This window comes from Mesorhizobium sp. BH1-1-5, from assembly GCF_020165615.1.
Classification (GTDB): domain Bacteria; phylum Pseudomonadota; class Alphaproteobacteria; order Rhizobiales; family Rhizobiaceae; genus Mesorhizobium.
Genome location: NZ_JAIUIM010000002.1, coordinates 41,174 through 58,682, shown reverse-complemented (window position 1 = coordinate 58,682; position 17,509 = coordinate 41,174). Strand labels below are relative to the sequence as shown.

At 61.7% G+C, this 17,509-nt stretch carries 15 protein-coding genes; all 15 read left to right on the top strand.

Going from position 1 to position 17,509, the window contains the following annotated elements; all coding sequences use genetic code 11:
- Positions 1 to 7: 7 nt before the first annotated feature.
- The 15 genes from LB572_RS02800 (at position 8) to LB572_RS02730 (ending at position 17,209) form a co-directional block, all read left to right on the top strand.
- On the top strand, positions 8 to 628 hold the full coding sequence (locus LB572_RS02800; protein WP_041007645.1) for an NADH-quinone oxidoreductase subunit J: 621 nt from the start codon (positions 8 to 10) through the stop codon (positions 626 to 628).
- A 1-nt stretch (position 629) separates the two neighbouring features.
- A complete protein-coding gene (nuoK, locus tag LB572_RS02795; RefSeq protein WP_027168992.1) occupies positions 630 to 938 on the top strand; it encodes an NADH-quinone oxidoreductase subunit NuoK in 309 nt (102 codons plus the stop codon).
- 11 nt (positions 939 to 949) lie between these two features.
- Entirely contained in the window at positions 950 to 2,923 is a 1,974-nt protein-coding gene (gene nuoL / locus LB572_RS02790; protein ID WP_224666622.1) for an NADH-quinone oxidoreductase subunit L, read from the top strand.
- Positions 2,923 to 4,428 (top strand): NADH-quinone oxidoreductase subunit M, encoded by a 1,506-nt coding sequence (locus LB572_RS02785; RefSeq protein ID WP_140801718.1) that lies wholly within the window; start codon positions 2,923 to 2,925, stop codon positions 4,426 to 4,428. Before nuoL ends, LB572_RS02785 begins: the two co-directional genes overlap by 1 nt.
- Before the next feature lie 14 nt (positions 4,429 to 4,442).
- Positions 4,443 to 5,879, top strand: a complete 1,437-nt coding sequence (nuoN, locus tag LB572_RS02780) for an NADH-quinone oxidoreductase subunit NuoN (protein WP_140801717.1) — start codon at positions 4,443 to 4,445, stop codon at positions 5,877 to 5,879.
- 4 nt (positions 5,880 to 5,883) lie between these two features.
- Positions 5,884 to 6,705, top strand: coding sequence for a biotin--[acetyl-CoA-carboxylase] ligase (locus tag LB572_RS02775; RefSeq protein ID WP_140801716.1), 822 nt, complete (start codon positions 5,884 to 5,886; stop codon positions 6,703 to 6,705).
- Positions 6,706 to 6,798: 93 nt separating this feature from the next.
- Positions 6,799 to 8,469, top strand: a complete 1,671-nt coding sequence (locus tag LB572_RS02770) for a ribonuclease J (RefSeq protein ID WP_224666621.1) — start codon at positions 6,799 to 6,801, stop codon at positions 8,467 to 8,469.
- A 109-nt stretch (positions 8,470 to 8,578) separates the two neighbouring features.
- On the top strand, positions 8,579 to 8,983 hold the full coding sequence (gene mce / locus LB572_RS02765; protein WP_224666620.1) for a methylmalonyl-CoA epimerase: 405 nt from the start codon (positions 8,579 to 8,581) through the stop codon (positions 8,981 to 8,983).
- On the top strand, positions 8,980 to 9,264 hold the full coding sequence (locus LB572_RS02760; RefSeq protein WP_140801713.1) for a DUF1467 family protein: 285 nt from the start codon (positions 8,980 to 8,982) through the stop codon (positions 9,262 to 9,264). The genes mce and LB572_RS02760 overlap by 4 nt, the downstream gene beginning before the upstream one ends.
- A gap of 573 nt (positions 9,265 to 9,837) precedes the next feature.
- The gene (proS, locus tag LB572_RS02755; protein WP_224666619.1) at positions 9,838 to 11,166 is read left to right on the top strand and encodes a proline--tRNA ligase; all 1,329 of its coding nucleotides are present in this window, start codon (positions 9,838 to 9,840) and stop codon (positions 11,164 to 11,166) included.
- The gene (locus tag LB572_RS02750) at positions 11,163 to 12,449 is read left to right on the top strand and encodes a lipoprotein-releasing ABC transporter permease subunit (RefSeq protein ID WP_224666618.1); all 1,287 of its coding nucleotides are present in this window, start codon (positions 11,163 to 11,165) and stop codon (positions 12,447 to 12,449) included. The genes proS and LB572_RS02750 overlap by 4 nt, the downstream gene beginning before the upstream one ends.
- On the top strand, positions 12,449 to 13,129 hold the full coding sequence (locus tag LB572_RS02745) for an ABC transporter ATP-binding protein (protein ID WP_140801710.1): 681 nt from the start codon (positions 12,449 to 12,451) through the stop codon (positions 13,127 to 13,129). Before LB572_RS02750 ends, LB572_RS02745 begins: the two co-directional genes overlap by 1 nt.
- A gap of 41 nt (positions 13,130 to 13,170) precedes the next feature.
- The gene (locus LB572_RS02740) at positions 13,171 to 13,386 is read left to right on the top strand and encodes a hypothetical protein (RefSeq protein ID WP_140801709.1); all 216 of its coding nucleotides are present in this window, start codon (positions 13,171 to 13,173) and stop codon (positions 13,384 to 13,386) included.
- Positions 13,387 to 13,976: 590 nt separating this feature from the next.
- On the top strand, positions 13,977 to 14,687 hold the full coding sequence (locus tag LB572_RS02735; RefSeq protein ID WP_224666617.1) for a hypothetical protein: 711 nt from the start codon (positions 13,977 to 13,979) through the stop codon (positions 14,685 to 14,687).
- Positions 14,688 to 14,956: 269 nt separating this feature from the next.
- Positions 14,957 to 17,209, top strand: coding sequence for a hypothetical protein (locus tag LB572_RS02730; RefSeq protein ID WP_224666616.1), 2,253 nt, complete (start codon positions 14,957 to 14,959; stop codon positions 17,207 to 17,209).
- Positions 17,210 to 17,509 lie beyond the last annotated feature (300 nt).

The window sequence follows — 17,509 nt, the reverse complement described above, 5'->3', positions numbered from 1 at the left end:
GGAACCCATGCTGAGTGGACTAGAGGCGGCCTTTTTCTACCTCTTCGCCTTTATCGCGGTGGCGTCGGCCTTCATGGTCATTTCGTCGCGCAACCCCGTGCATTCCGTGCTGTTCCTGATCCTCACCTTCTTCAACGCCGCCGGCCTGTTCATGCTGACTGGCGCCGAGTTCCTGGCGATGATCCTGCTGGTCGTCTATGTCGGCGCGGTGATGGTGCTGTTCCTGTTCGTCGTCATGATGCTCGACGTCGACTTCGCCGAGATGAAACAGGGCGCGCTGCAATACGCGCCGATCGGCGCGCTGGTCGGGCTGATCCTGGCGGCGGAACTGATCATCGTGCTCGGCGGCTACACGTTCGCGCCGCAGCTTGCCTCGACGGTCGCCAAGGCGACGCCGGATCTCGCCACCCGCTCCAACACGGCGGCGCTCGGCGACATCCTCTATACGGACTACCTCTATTACTTCCAGATTTCCGGCCTGGTGCTGCTGGTCGCCATGATCGGCGCCATCGTGCTGACGCTGCGCCACAAGGAAGGCGTCAAGCGGCAGTCGATCGCCGCGCAGGTCGGCCGCACCCCGGCGACGGGCATGGAAATCCGCAAGGTCAAATCGGGCGAGGGCATCTGAGATGGTCGTCGGCATTGCACATTACCTGACCGTATCGGCGATCCTGTTCACGCTCGGCGTGTTCGGCATCTTCCTGAACCGCCGCAACATCATCGTCATCCTGATGTCGATCGAGCTCATCCTGCTCGCGGTCAACATCAACTTCGTCGCGTTCTCGGCGGCGCTGCATGACCTCGTCGGACAGGTCTTCGCCCTGTTCGTGCTGACGGTCGCAGCCGCCGAGGCCGCGATCGGTCTTGCCATTCTTGTCGTCTTCTTCCGCAACCGCGGCTCGATCGCGGTCGAAGACGTGAGCGCGATGAAGGGTTGACGGGAACCACCATGTATCAGGCTATCGTCTTCCTTCCGCTGCTTGGCTTCCTGATTGTCGGCCTGTTCGGCAACTCGCTTGGCGCCAAGGCTTCCGAATACATCACCTCCGGCTTCCTGGTGATCGCGGCGGTGCTGTCGTGGATCGCCTTCTTCACCGTCGGGTTCAGCCATGGCGAAGTGTTCACCGTGCCGGTGCTGCGCTGGATCCAGTCAGGCGGCGTCGACGCCTCCTGGGCGCTGAGGATCGACACGCTGACGGTGGTGATGCTGATCGTCGTCAACACCGTGTCGGCGCTGGTTCACATCTATTCGATCGGCTACATGCACCACGATCCGAACCGGCCGCGCTTCTTTGCCTATCTGTCGCTGTTCACCTTCGCGATGCTGATGCTGGTGACCGCCGACAATCTCATCCAGATGTTCTTCGGCTGGGAAGGCGTCGGTCTCGCCTCCTACCTCTTGATCGGCTTCTGGTACAAGAAGCCGTCTGCCAATGCCGCGGCCATCAAGGCTTTCGTCGTCAACCGCGTCGGCGACTTCGGCTTCGCGCTCGGCATCTTCGGCGTATTCGTGCTGTTCGGCTCGGTCAATCTGAGCACCATCTTCGCCAATGCCGCATCGTTCCTGCCGGCCGAAGGCGCGCCCGCCGGTGCCGCCGTGCTCACTTTCCTCGGCCATGCGCTCGACAAGCAGTCGGCGCTGACGGTGGTCTGCCTGCTGCTCTTCATGGGCGCCATGGGCAAGTCGGCGCAGGTGCCGCTGCACACCTGGCTGCCGGACGCCATGGAAGGCCCGACGCCGGTCTCCGCGCTCATCCATGCGGCGACCATGGTGACCGCCGGCGTGTTCATGCTGGCGCGGCTGTCGCCGCTGTTCGAGCTGTCGCATTCTGCGCTGACCGTCGTCACCTTCATCGGCGCCTTCACCGCCTTCTTCGCGGCGACCGTCGGCCTCGTCCAGAACGACATCAAGCGCGTCATCGCCTATTCGACCTGCTCGCAGCTCGGCTACATGTTCGTGGCGCTCGGCGTCGGCGCCTATGGCGCGGCGATCTTCCACCTTTTCACGCATGCCTTCTTCAAGGCGCTGCTGTTCCTGGGCTCGGGCTCGGTCATCCATGCCGTGTCCGACGAGCAGGACATGCGCAAGATGGGCGGCCTTCGCAAGCTGATCCCAACCACATATTGGATGATGATCGTCGGCACGCTGGCGCTGACCGGCGTGGGCATCCCGGCAACGGTGATCGGCACCGCCGGCTTCTTCTCCAAGGACGCCATCATCTCGACGTCGTTTGCCAGCCACAACGCGGTCGCCGGCCTTGCCTTCGTGCTTCTCGTCGTCGCCGCGGGGTTCACCAGCTTCTATTCCTGGCGGCTGATCTTCATGACCTTCCACGGCGAGCCGCGCGCCAGCCACGAAGTCATGCACCACGTCCATGAATCGCCGCCGGTGATGCTGGGGCCGCTCTATGTGCTGGCGGCAGGCGCGCTGTTTGCGGGCGTCATCTTCCACGGCGCCTTCATCGGCGAGGGCTATGCCGAATTCTGGAAGGCGTCGCTGTTCACGCTGCCGGACAACCACATCCTGCACGAGATCCACGAGCTGCCGCTCTGGGTGGAACTGGCGCCGTTCGTCGCCATGGTGATCGGCTTGCTGGTCGCCTGGCAGTTCTATATCCGCAAGCCGGAGATGCCGAAGGAACTGGCGGCGCAGCATCGCGGCCTCTACGCCTTCCTGCTCAACAAGTGGTATTTCGACGAGCTCTACGACTTCCTGTTCGTGCAACCGGCCAAGCGCCTCGGCCGGTTCCTATGGAAGACCGGTGACGGCATGATCATCGACGGCCTCGGCCCCGACGGCATCTCCGCGCGCGTCGTCGACGTCACCAACCGGGTCGTCAAGCTGCAGACCGGCTATCTCTACCACTATGCCTTCGCCATGCTGATCGGCGTGGCCGCTCTCGTCACCTGGATGATGCTCTGATGACCGACTGGCCAATCCTCTCGCTGGTCACCTTCCTGCCGCTGGTTGGTGTTCTGCTCATCCTGTTCATCAGCGACGACAGCGAAAACGCACGCCGCAACATCCGCGCCATCGCCTTCATCACGACGGCGTTCACCTTTGTCATCTCGCTGTTCATCTGGACGGGTTTCGACAATTCGCAGGCCGGCTTCCAGTTTGTCGAAAAGCACGCCTGGCTGGATTCGGGCATCTCCTACCATATGGGCGTCGACGGCATCTCGATGCTGTTCGTCATCCTGACGACCTTCCTGATGCCGTTCTGCATCCTCGCCTCCTGGGAAGCGATCGAGAAACGGGTCAAGGCCTATATGATCGCCTTCCTGATCCTCGAGACGCTGATGATCGGCGTGTTCTGCGCGCTCGACATCGTGCTGTTCTACGTCTTCTTCGAGGCAGGCCTGATCCCGATGTTCATCATCATCGGCGTCTGGGGCGGCAAGCGCCGCGTCTATGCCTCGTTCAAGTTCTTCCTCTATACGCTCGCCGGCTCGGTGCTGATGCTGCTCGCCATCATGGCGATGTTCTTCCAGTCGGGCACCACCGACATCCCGACGCTGCTGACGCATAACTTCCCGGCCAGCATGCAGACCTGGCTGTGGCTCGCGTTCTTCGCCTCCTTCGCGGTGAAGATGCCGATGTGGCCGGTGCACACCTGGCTGCCCGACGCTCACGTCGAGGCGCCGACGGCTGGTTCGGTCATCCTGGCCGCTATCCTGTTGAAGATGGGCGGATACGGCTTCCTGCGCTTCTCGCTGCCGATGTTCCCGCAGGCGTCAGAGATGTTCGCGCCGCTGGTGTTCACGCTTTCGGTCGTCGCCATCATCTACACCTCGCTGGTGGCGCTGATGCAGGAGGACATGAAGAAGCTGATCGCCTATTCCTCGGTCGCGCATATGGGCTTCGTCACCATGGGCATCTTCGCGATGAACCAGGAAGGCGTGCAGGGCGCGATCTTCCAGATGCTCAGTCACGGCCTTGTCTCGGGCGCGCTGTTCCTGTGCGTCGGCGTCATCTATGACCGCATGCATACGCGCGAGATCGACGCCTATGGCGGCCTGGTCAACAACATGCCGAAATACGCCACCGTGTTCCTGATCTTCACCATGGCCAATGTCGGCCTTCCCGGCACCAGCGGCTTCATCGGCGAATTCCTGACCATGCTCGGCGTGTTCAAGGTCAACACCTGGGTGGCGTTCTTCGCCGCCACCGGCGTCATCCTGTCGGCGGCCTACGCGCTGTGGCTCTATCGCCGGGTGATCTTCGGCGCGCTGACCAAGGACAGCCTTAAGAACCTGCTCGATCTGTCGCCGCGCGAAAAGGCGATCATCTATCCGCTGGTGGTGCTGGTCATCTTCTTTGGCGTCTACCCGGCGCCGGTGTTCGACGCGACGGCCGCTTCGGTCAAGACGCTCGTCACCAACGTCACCGCATCCATCAATTCCGCGCAGACCGCGGCGGCGAACTGACTGGGGAATAGACCATGACGCCGGACCTTCTCTCCAGTCTTTCGCTCTCGACGCCGGAACTGATCCTGGCCGTCGGCGCGCTGGTGCTCCTGATGATCGGAGCCTATTCGCGCTCCAACAACACCATGACCGTGACCGGATTGGCCGTCCTCGTGCTGGTGGTGGCCGGCCTGTGGCTTGCCTTCTCAGGCGGGAAGGGCGCTGCCTATGGCGGCGCCTTCGTACAGGATTCCTTCAGCGCCTTCATGAAGATGCTGGCGCTGATCGGCTCAGCGGTGACGCTGGTCATGTCGATGCGCTTTGCGCGCCAGGAACATTTCGACAAGTTCGAATTCCCGGTTCTGGTGTTGCTCTGCACGCTCGGCATGATGCTGATGATCTCGGCCAACGGCATGATCGGGCTCTATCTCGGCCTCGAGCTGCAGTCGCTGGCGATCTACGTGCTGGCGGCGATCAACCGCGACAATCTGCGCTCGACCGAGGCGGGCCTGAAATATTTCGTCCTCGGCGCGCTGTCGTCGGGCATGCTGCTCTACGGCATCAGCCTCGTCTACGGTTACACCGGCAACACCGGTTTCCAGGAAATCGCGACGGCGCTCGGAAGCGGCGAGCGCCAGCTTGGCCTCGTCTTCGGCCTGGTGTTCGTGCTCGCAGGCCTTGCCTTCAAGATCTCGGCCGTGCCGTTCCACATGTGGACGCCGGACGTCTATGAGGGCGCGCCGACGCCGATCACCGCCTTCCTGGCGGCGGCGCCGAAGATGGCGGCGATGGCGCTGATCGTGCGCGTCACCATGGGCGCCTTCAAGCCGGTGGCTGCGGACTGGCAGCAGATCATCGTCTTCATCTCGATCGCCTCGATGGCGCTCGGCGCGTTCGCGGCCATCGGCCAGACCAACATCAAGCGCCTGATGGCGTATTCCTCGATCGGTCACATGGGCTACGCGCTGGTCGGCCTTGCCGCCAACAGCCAGGCCGGCGTGCGCGGCGTCGCCATCTACATGCTGATCTATCTGGTGATGACGCTGGGCACCTTCGCCTTCATCCTCGCCATGCGTCGCAAGGAAGGCAATGTCGAGCAGATCAGCGATCTCGCCGGGCTGTCCTCGACCAACCCGATCATGGCCACCATCCTCACCATCCTGATGTTCTCGCTGGCCGGCATTCCGCCGCTCGCTGGCTTCTGGGGGAAATGGTACGTGTTCCTCGCCGCCATCAACGCGCATCTCTACGCGCTGGCGATCATCGGCGTGCTGGCCTCGGTGGTGGGCGCCTACTACTATCTGCGCATCATCAAGATCATGTGGTTCGACGAGCCGGTCGGCGGCTTTGTGCCGATGGCCAGCGAGCTGCGCCTCGTGCTCGGCGTCAGCGGCGCCTTCGTGCTGTTCTATGTGCTGATCGGCGGGCCGATCGGGAGCTATGCCGAAGCCGCCGCCAAGACCTTCTTCTGACGGGATGGCATTTCGGCTGGCTCCAATCGCGGCGTCGGAGGGGTTCCGGCTCGAAGCGCATGACAGCGTCGGCTCGACCAACGCGCTGGCGCTGGACCATGCGCGCGCCGGCGATCCCGGCAAGCTTTGGGTCGTTTCGAAGAAGCAGGAAAGCGGCCGCGGCCGGCGTGGGCGCGTCTGGGCGACGCCCGAAGGCAATCTTGCGGCGACGCTGCTTCTGGTTCCGGGCGGCGAACTGCGGCTTGCCGCGACGCTCGGCTTTGTCGCCGGGCTTGCGCTGGCCGACGCGCTCGACGCCGTCGTGCCGAAAGGTCGGATCGCCGTCGCCTTGGATGGCGCGAGCGAGGGCCGCAACCGCTTCGAGCTGAAATGGCCGAACGATGTGCTGGCCTCGGGCGCCAAGCTTGCCGGCATCCTTTTGGAATCGACGATGCTGGAAGGCGGCAGTTTCGCGGTTGCCATCGGCATCGGCGTCAACGTCGTGGCCTATCCCGAGGACTTGCCCTATCCGGCGACGTCGCTGCAGGCGCTGGGCGCCGCCTGCAATGCCGAAACGCTGTTCCTGGCGCTTTCGGATGCCTGGAGCGAGAATGCCAGGATGTGGGACGACGGACGCGGGCTCGATGCCATCAGAAAGCGCTGGCTTGCCCGCGCAGCCGGCCTAGGCGGCGAGGTTGCTGTCAGAATTGACGGCAATGTGGTGCGCGGCGTCTTCGAGACCATTGACGAGGACTGCCGTTTCGTGATCCGCGACGATGAGGGATCGGTTTTGACGATCGCGGCCGGCGACGTGCATTTCGGCGCCGTCGCCTCGGCCAGAGTATAATTTTGTTTTAGGCAATTCCGGACGGAAACCGTGACACGTATTTCCCGGAATTGCCCCAACGGCTTGGCCTGACGGCCAGGAAGGAAAGAATTCATGGCGAATAAGGAAAACGCCGAGCTCGTCTTCGCGCCGCTGGGCGGCGTCGGCGAGATCGGCATGAACTTCGCCCTTTACGGCTATGGGCCCGCCGACGCGCGCGAATGGATCATCGTCGATGTCGGCGTCACCTTTCCGGACTCGGCGCATCCCGGCGTCGATCTGATCCTGCCCGATACGCGCTTCATCGAGGAGAACCTCGACGGCTTGCGCGGCATCGTCATCACTCATGCGCATGAGGACCATTACGGCGCGCTGCTCGACATCTGGCCGAAGCTGAAGGCGCCTGTATGGATGACGCCGTTCACCGCCGGCCTGCTCGAGGCCAAGCGGCAGGGCGAGCAGAACGCCCCGAAGATTCCGGCGTCGATCTATCGCGCCGGCGAGAAGTTCACCGTCGGACCTTTCGAGATCGAGGCCATCCCGGTGGCGCATTCGATCCCCGAGCCGATGTCGCTGGCGATCACCACGCCCGCCGGCACGGTGATCCACACCGGCGACTGGAAGATCGATCCGGCGCCGACGATCGGCCCGAAGACCGACGAGGCGCGCTTCCGCGCCTATGGCGACAAGGGCGTGCTGGCGCTGATCTGCGATTCCACCAACGCGCTGCGGGAAGGGGAGTCGCCCTCGGAAGTGGCGGTCGGCGAAGGCCTCAAGGGCGTCATCGAGAAAGCCAAGGGGCGCGTCGCCGTCACCACCTTCTCCTCAAATGTCGGGCGTATCGTTTCGATCGCCAGGGCGGCGCGCGATGCCGGCCGGCAATGCCTGGTGCTCGGCCGCTCGCTGAAGCGCGTCATCGATGTGGCGGGTGAGCTCGGCTACATGGATGGCCTGCCGGAGTTCATCGCCGAGGAAGACTACGGCTATATCCCGCGCGAGAACCTGGTGATCATCTGCACCGGCAGCCAAGGCGAACCGCTGGCGGCGCTGGCAAAGCTTTCGCGCGACGAGATGAAGTCGGTGGCGCTGACGGCAGGCGATACGGTGGTGTTTTCCTCGCGCACCATTCCCGGCAACGAAAAGGCAATCCTCGAGATCAAGAACCGGCTGATCGACCTCGGCATGAAGATCATCGAGGACGGCGACGCGCTGGTGCATGTCTCCGGCCATCCGCGCCGCAGCGAATTGCGCAAGATGTATGAATGGGTGCGGCCGCAGATCGGCGTTCCCGTGCATGGCGAGGCGGCGCATCTGGTGGCGCAGGGCTCGCTGATGTCGATGTCGGGCATCGGCCAGGTGGCGCAGGTGCGCGACGGCGACATGCTCAGGCTCTGGCCAGGCCCGGCGACGATCATCGACCAGGTGCCGTTCGGCCGGCTTTACAAGGATGGCAATCTCATCGGCACCGACCAGGCAATGGGCATACGCGACCGCCGCAAGCTCTCCTTCGCCGGCCATGTCGCGGTCAATGTCGTGCTCGATGACAAATATGAGCTTGCCGGTGATCCCGACCTGGTGGCGATCGGCGTCGCCGAGGCCGATGCCAGGGGCGAGACGCTGGAAGACCTGATGCTCGATGCGGCAATCGGCGCCGTGGACTCGATCCCGCGCCAGCGCCGAAAAGACCTCGACCTGGTGCAGGAAGCGGTGCGCCGTGCCGTGCGCAGCGCCGCCAACGAAGCCTGGGGCAAGAAGCCGCTGGTGACGGTGTTCGTCACGCGGTGACGAATAAGGGAATAGGGGAGTAAGACAGTAGGGCAGTAGGGAAAGCGAGCAGTTGCTTGTTTTCTTGTTTTTCCCCTACTCCCTTACTCCCCTAAAAGCGGAGCGCTTTATGCTTGGACGCCTGAACCATGTCGCGCTTGCCGTGCCGGACCTTACCGCGGCGATGGCTGCCTATCGCGATACGCTGGGCGCGCGATTGAGCGAGCCGCAGGCGCTGCCTGAGCATGGCGTGACCGTGGCGTTCGTCGATGTCGGCAACACCAAGATCGAGCTGCTGGAGCCGCTGGGCGACGCCTCGCCCATCACGGCTTTCCTTGAGAAGAACCCTTCGGGCGGCATGCATCATGTCTGCTACGAGGTCGACGATATCCTGGCTGCCCGCGATCATTTGAAGCAAAGCGGCGCCCGCGTGCTGGGCGACGGCAACCCGAAGATCGGCGCGCATGGCAAGCCGGTGCTGTTCCTGCACCCCAAGGATTTCTTCGGCACACTGGTCGAACTGGAGCAGGTATGAACTGGATCCTGTTTGCCGCGCTGTTCTTCGTCACCTGGTGGGTGGTGCTGTTCGTCGTCCTTCCGTTCAGCCTGCGCACGCAGGACGACGATCAGGATGTCACGCTTGGCACCGTTTCCAGCGCGCCGCGCGGACCGCATATGCTGCGCGCCTTCATCCGCGCGACGATCGTGACGGTGATCGTGATGGGCATTCTTTACGGCCTGACGATTGGCCTGGGATTCAGCTTCGACGACATCATGCGGATCATGCCGGACTTTAGTCCGGACGTCAGTCATTGAGGCTGAAGATACAGTTTCCGCAAGTATTGGGAAGCATACGCCCGCAAAGGTTGAAATCGGAAGCCGGCTTTCGATTTCAACGGCTGATCACGCCTTATGCTGTGTGGCAGATGGTTGTGCTAAGCAGATGATTGCACAAAAAAAATGCAAGGCACGAGGCCTTGCAATTTAAACGCGTCCGATCCGTTTCCGGTGTCCGGCGGCAGCGAGTTACCGCGCCTAGATCGCATCCTCCCAAGACTTTGACCGCGTAGGAGAGCAGATTTTTTTCCGCCCTCTCGGTTATCGGGGCACACTAGACCAAGGCAGGTGAAAATGTCACGAAGAATTTTGCCTCGAAACAGGCAATATCGTGCTGCACTGCACAATAGTGCGGCAGGGCTTGCTTGTGAATCGATCAAAAAGCCATTTGCGGCACTTTGCAGCCAAAATTGCCTTTTTGGTAAGGTGCAGAAGGCCCCGATACTTTGGGGCACTCGGGTTCCCATTCTGCCATGAAATGGCTATGAAGCCCGGGCAAGCAGCCCTTTCGCGCCGATTCCCGCGCGTCATTTTTCATTCACGGACCAGTCCATGCGTTTGTCGCGCTACTTCCTGCCCATTCTCAAAGAAAATCCCCGCGAAGCCGAGATCGTCTCGCACCGGTTGATGCTGCGCGCCGGCATGATCCGCCAGCAGGGGCAGGGCAGCTTTTCGTGGCTGCCATTGGGCAAGCGCGTGCTGGACAAGGTCTGCCGGATCATCCGCGAGGAGCAGGACCGCGCCGGCGCGCTGGAAATCCTGATGCCGACCATCCAGTCGGCGGATCTGTGGCGCGAAAGCGGCCGTTACAACGATTACGGCAAGGAGATGCTGCGCATCAAGGACCGCCAGGATCGCGACATGCTCTACGGCCCGACCAACGAAGAGATGGTCACCGAGATTTTCCGCGCCTACGTCAAGTCCTACAAGGACCTGCCGCTCAATCTCTACCACATTCAGTGGAAGTTCCGCGACGAGGTGCGCCCGCGCTTCGGCGTCATGCGTTCGCGCGAGTTCCTGATGAAGGACGCCTACTCCTTCGACCTCGATTTCGAGGGCGCCAGGGCCGCCTACAACCGCATGTTCGTCTCCTATCTCAGGACGTTCACGCGCATGGGACTGCAGGCCATTCCGATGCGCGCCGACACGGGTCCGATCGGCGGCGACCTCAGCCATGAGTTCATCATCCTGGCCGATACCGGCGAGAGCCAGGTGTTCTGCGACCGCGCTTATCTCGCGCTCGACGTGCCGGGCGCCGGCACGGATTTCTCCAACGACGCCGAGATCGGCGACATCGTGAAGAAATGGACGACGCCTTACGCGGCGACGGACGAAATGCATGACGAAGCAGCCTGGGAGAAGGTCTCCGAAGGCGACCGGCTCTCGGCGCGCGGCATCGAGGTCGGCCACATCTTCCATTTTGGCGAGAAATACTCGAAGCCGATGAACGCCAAGGTGACCGGCCCCGACGGCAAGGACCATTACGCCTCGGGCGGCTCCTACGGCATCGGCCCGTCGCGTCTGGTCGCGGCGATCATCGAGGCGAGCCATGACGAGAACGGCATCATCTGGCCGGATGCGGTGGCGCCCTTCGACATCGGCCTGATCAACATGAAGGTCGGCGACGGCGAATGCGACCGCGTCTGCGACGAGCTGTATGCCGCGCTTAACGTCGCCGGCAACGACGTGCTCTATGACGACACCGACCAGCGTCCGGGTGGCAAGTTCGCCACCGCGGACCTGATTGGCCTGCCGTGGCAGGTGATCGTCGGACCGCGTGGCGTGGCCGCCGGCGAGGTCGAGATCAAGGACCGCAAGTCGGGTGAGCGCGAGACGCTGCCGATCGCCGAGGCCAAGAAGCGCCTGGGTGTCGCCGCATGAGCGAGGCGGCGACAGCGGCCAGATCAGCGGCGGGCGCTTTCTCCGGCTTCGAGCGCATGGTGGCGTGGCGCTATCTGCGGTCGCGCCGCAAGGAAACGGTGATCTCGGTCATCGCCTCGATTTCCTTCCTCGGCATCATGCTCGGCGTCGCGACGCTGATCGTCGTCATGGCCGTGATGAATGGTTTTCGCGCCGAACTGCTCACCCGCATCCTCGGCGTCAATGGCCATCTCATCGTGCAGCCACTCGATTCGCCGCTGGAGGATTACGCCCAGGTGGCGAGCCGTATCAACGGCGTCCCCGGCGTCAAATACGCCATCCCGCTGATCGACGGCCAGGTGCTGGCGCAAGGCAATGTCGGCGGCGGCACGGGCGCCCTGGTGCGCGGTATCCGTGGCGAGGACCTCGGCAAGATTTCGATCGTCGCCAGCAACATCAAGCAGGGCACGCTCGACGGCTTCGACGCCGGCGATGGCGTGGCGATCGGCAAGCGGATGGCCGAAAGCCTCGGGCTTGTGCTCGGCGACACCATCACGCTGATCTCGCCCGACGGCGACGTGACGCCGCTCGGCACCACGCCGCGCATGAAGGGCTACAAGGTGGCGGCGATCTTCGAGGTCGGCATGTCGGAATATGACAGCTCGATCGTCTACATGCCGTTCTCGGAAGCGCAGCTCTATTTCAACATGGACGGGCGGGCGCAGACCATCGAGATCTATGTCGACAACCCCGACAATGTCGACGCGCTGAAGCCGCTGGTCGAGCAGGCGGCGCAGCGGCCGGTCGACCTCGTCGACTGGCGCCAGCGCAACGAGACCTTCTTTTCGGCGCTGCAGGTCGAGCGCAACGTCATGTTCATGATTCTGACGCTGATCGTGCTGGTGGCGGCGCTCAACATCATTTCCGGCCTCATCATGCTGGTGAAGGACAAGGGCCACGACATCGCCATCCTGCGCACCATGGGCGCCTCGCGTGGCGCGATCCTGCGCATCTTCCTGATGACCGGGGCGGCGATCGGCGTCACCGGCACGATCGCCGGCGTCCTGCTCGGCGTCGTCATCTGCCTCAACATCGAATCGATCCGCCAGTTCTTCTCGTGGATGACAGGCAAGATACTATTCAATCCGGAGCTCTATTTCCTCAGCCAGTTGCCGGCCAAGATGGATCCGCGCGAGACGACTTATGTCGTCATCATGGCGCTCGGCCTGTCGTTCCTGGCGACGGTGTTCCCGGCCTGGCGCGCCGCCCGGCTCGATCCCGTCGAAGCCTTGAGGTACGAATGATGGCCGAGGCCATTATCGAATTGAAGGGCGTCGAGCGGCACTATGTCCAGGGGCCGCGTAAGCTCACCATTTTGAACGGCGCCGACTTTTCGCTCCGGCGCGGCGAGATGGTGGCGCTGGTGGCGCCGTCCGGTACCGGCAAGTCCACTCTGCTGCACACTGCCGGTCTGCTGGAGCGGCCCGATGCGGGCGACGTGATCCTCTCCGGCCGTGCCTGTGGCCGGCTGTCGGACGAGGAGCGCACCGCGATCCGCCGCAACGATGTCGGCTTCGTCTATCAGTTCCATCATTTGTTGCCGGAGTTCTCGGCGCTCGAGAACATCATGATGCCGCAGCTGATCAAGGGGCTTCCCGCCAAGGACGCTTCGGAACGGGCAGCGCAGCTTCTCGACTACATGCAGATCGGCAAGCGCGCGCAGCACCGGCCGGCCGAGCTTTCCGGCGGCGAGCAGCAACGTGTCGCCATTGCCCGCGCGGTCGCCAATGCGCCGCTGGTGCTGCTGGCCGACGAGCCGACCGGCAATCTCGATCCGGTCACCGCCTCCTACGTGTTCGACGCGCTGGAGGCGCTGGTCAGGCAGTCGGGCCTCGCCGCGCTGATCGCCACCCACAACCACGAGCTGGCCTCGCGCATGGACCGGCGGGTGACGCTGGCCGAGGGCAAGGTGGTGCCGCTGTAGCGGCAAAACCAATCGGTCTGCCAACTGAAAAGGATGGGTTGGTGAGCAAGGCCGGACATATTGTCAGTTGGGGCTTGCTTCTGCTGCTACCGCTCTTCGCGGTAGTGCTTTGGCAATGTGATGTCGTGAACAATCAGGTCGATCTTTGCGACGATCCAACATCGGGGAAATATATCTGGAACGATGAGCAGCGGGCCAGAACATGCAATGGTCCGCCGGTCCTCGCGCCATCTCCGGTCGTCGACGGCGACCACTGATCGACGTGCCCTGGGGCCGGGTAGCCGGCACTCGTCAACCTTTCCTTAACCCTGCCCAAACGGACCGCGCGGATTCACCACAGCGCGCCGTCGACGTCGTTGACATGGGGTATGGAGATAGAGGAAGAAATTAGCACGGTAACTGAAGTGTTAACTGGACGCAGAGCCTTCTGTGCTGCGCAATGGAGGAGGCAACTTGGCTTCGTCCGGCGATCGGGAGCCTTTGAACCAAACGGCGATCCGTTTCGAGTCGCGAGAACGTTAACCGCGCCAGGATGTCGGGGCATGGCAACCTTCGCCAGTAGCCCCACTCGGGTCGTGGACCGTTAAAAATGGTGCAGACGCGAGCCAACTAGCTGCCGGAAACGCGAGCCGCTCCCGCGATAAATTGGGCTCGGACCAGTCGGGTGCTTCTCCTCAAGGCGTTGGCGCGGCTATCTAAACCGGCGTTCAGAGAAGGACCCTTAGAACATAACGCTGGTTTATGTTTAAGGCTCTGCAAAGCTTGCCCATTAGGGATCTTTAATACAACTAGCGGATTTGCTAATATCGGGTGTTCCGCCTCGATCGGCGTTACGGAAGGCTACACCATGGAAGCACGACTTCTTGCATCGGTCGGACGTGTTGCGGGTCTGGCGGGCTTAGCACTTGGTGTATTCCTCCTGATATTTAAAGAGGTATTACAGCGAAGCCTTTTTTCTAGCCTAACTTCTGACCAATCCTTCTCAGTAATTTTGACGATCATTGCGTTGACGTTTGGCATCTCTGCAATAGGAATGCTTGCGTGGCTAATCGGTAAATCCACAAACAGAATTAGTACAACACACCTACTTCTCCTTATATTTGTATCAATATTTGTATTAATTTTTGCATCTTACCTCGCAGGGGCGCCAGATCGCGCGAAGGCAGCCGCCGAGGAAGAAGGGCGACGCCTGCAGACCAAAGCACGGTACGACGCTGCGGTGGCCCAGACTACCCACCAATTTGTCACTTTAACTGATGGGGCTGTCACACGTATAATTTCCGATTGTGAAGACCTATTGCGTCACTATGGAAGTAATTCAGACGGATGGGCAAAGAACGACATTATCGAGTGGCGCGATGAATCTGAGGACAAACCGACATTTAGTTATAATCAGCTTAAGGATAGGCTTAGCCATCTCATACCCACAGTGTCTGCTGATTTTCAAGGCGACCTGTCTCTCGCAAACGAGAACATCGACCTACAGAAGCGATTCAACGAGTGCTTTGTTGAGGAAGTTAGGGGGGTCGTAGGCGACCCAGCGCCGTTTTCCGGGTGAATGGCCTGCTGCCGGTTTTTCGGACACGCGGTTATGTTAGGCCGCGATGCGCACTTTGCCCTCTTCCCACGATATGAGGCACAGCGATTTAGACTGCTTGGATGCAGGAAAGCGAAACGCAGAGAGAAATAAGCCAAGCCTCAAACGCCGACCTTTGATTACTTCCCGACTGGCTCGCCTCACCAATTGGGTGAAGCGGAACGCACCGATTGATATTAGGTGCATTTTTTGGCAGACTTGCCTCGGGGCAGCATTGGCTGGGGATTTCGATGAGACTTGTGGCGTTGACGGCCGTTCGCGGGATGAACGGCGGGCAATCATTGTGTTCCCAAGATTCCACGCCTGCAGACGACCCTATTTTGTTCTTTAAACGAAACCGCACTAGCCGACGCAAGCTTTGGGGATCGACCGCGATCCTTGCATGCCTTGTGACAGGGACTGCTTGTGCTGACGACTGGCCCATCGGTACGATGACCGATCTTGGCACTCTTGGAGGCGTCAATAGCAGCGCTTTGGCCATAAATGCCGATGGCTCGGTCATTGTGGGCGTGGCCTACAATGCGAGCAGCCAAGGTCATGCTGTATCCTGGACTGATGGTGCGACGACGCCCACTGATCTCGGCACACTCGGAGGCACTTACGGCGTTGCCAACGCGGTAAATGCCGATGGCACTGTCATTGTGGGTTGGTCCTTCAATGCCGCCGGCCGTATTCATGCTGTATCCTGGGCCGATGGTGCGACGACGCCTACTGATCTCGGCACGCTCACAGGGGGATCCGATAGCAACGCCAGCGCCGTCAGCGCAGGCGGCTCGGTTATTGTCGGGTGGTCGTACACTGCATCTGGTTACCAGCATGCAGTATCATGGGCCGACCGGACGACGACGGCGACTGACCTTGGTACGCTCACGGGAGGCTACTACAGCAGTGCCAGTGCAGTTAGCGCTGACGGTTCGATCATTGTCGGTTGGTCTTACAACGCAGCCGGTCGCCCCCATGCGGTGTCCTGGGCCGACGGGGCGACGACACCCACCGATCTTGGCACTCTGGGAGGCTCCGACAGCGTCGCCAATGCAGTCAGCGCCGACGGTTCGGTTATCGTGGGTACGGCCTACAACCCGTCCTACCAGAATCATGCGGTGTCTTGGGTGAACGGTGCCACGACACCCACCGATCTCGGTACGCTCGGGGGCATCGCGAGCATCCCCATGGCCGTCAGCGCCGACGGCTCTGTTATCGTAGGCTCAGCCTACAATGCGGCCGACCAGCAACATGCTGTATCATGGACCAACGGTGCGACAACACCTACCGATCTCGGCACGCTTGGCGGCGACCTTAGCGAAGCCAATGCAGTTAGCGCCGACGGCTCGGTCATCGTGGGCTACGCCACCACCGCAGCAAACCAAGGTCGCGCGGTGTCATGGGTCGACGGCGCGGTGACGCCGACCGATTTGGGCACGCTCGGGGGTAACTTCAGTGTCGCAACCGCAGTCAGCGCTGACGGCTCGGTCATCGTAGGTCAGTCAAATACTAGTAGCGGACTAACTCATGCCTTCGTGTTGCGAACGCGGGCTGCCGCGCCGATGCAAGACCTCAACAACATCTACCTATCGATGCCGATCCTCGCCGACAACACAGCGATCGTATTTGCCCGGCAGGTCGGTGTGCTGACCGACCTGTTGAACGGCGAATGTCGCATCACACCCGGGGCGAGTTGGTGTCTCAGCACAACCCTTTCGGGCTTTGCAGTCTCTGGCCAGCAGAGCGCCCTGACAGGCAGGGTGTCACTGGGCTATGCCGTTGACGAGCAAATTACCACCGGTCTGGCGCTCGCGGTGACGACCAAGGACCGCATCGGCGATGGCGCGTTCGACATTGCCACTATGCCGAGCTTCGGCCTCTGGGGGACATACAGCGCAGGGGGAACAGCCGGTACCGGCCTTCAGGCCGACATTGCTGCCGCCTACGGAAAGACCCGCGCCGATATCACGCGGGGCCTCGGGCTCGACAATGTGATCGCGGTCGCTGGCAACGCGGACCTCGCCACACTCGCCGGCAGGGCTGGTGTCGGCTACGGCTTCGTTGGAAAGGGATGGCTCGTAACCCCTTCGCTTTCCCTCGAAACTTACCGGATGAGCCGTTCGGCCTACGACGAAGACGCGAGCGCTGACTTCCCCGCGCAATACAACAGGCTGACAACCAATCTGACGACCGCCACGCTGTCGCTCGCGGGAGAACATCCGATCGGCGACAGGCAGCGAATAGGATTGAATACAGGCATCGTCGCCGATGTCGACTACACCAAGGCAGGGCTCGGCGGCACGTCGACTATACCCGGCATGGGCAAGGTATCCCAAAACGAGACGCTTCATCGCAACACGATCCGTCCTTTCATCGAAGCGTCCTACTCATTCAATGTCGGCGACCGTTCGACACTCAGCGTGGGCGCAGGCCTTTCACGTGCTGCCTACGGGGATGATCCGGCGCTCAGCGTGCAAATAGGCTACGGTACGGCCTTCTGAACGCCAGACCCTACGCTAAGCCTCTTTGAGGGGGCTAACTCGCCCTTAACCGGCTGCTCAACCGACGCACCGGCCGATTAACTTTCCGCTAACCGTGCTAATTTCCGAACCTATCTCCATACCCCGACGGTCGTTGACATTCGAACAAAATTAGAACAAACTACGAACATACTAACAACGGAGAGAGTTATGTCTGATCTGGTTCAGGATGTCGTCTCGCTGGTTTGCATGAGCACCTTCCTCGTTTCCATGGCGATCTGGATCGGCGCCATGTGATCAGGCGGCCTAGCCGCTGTACGG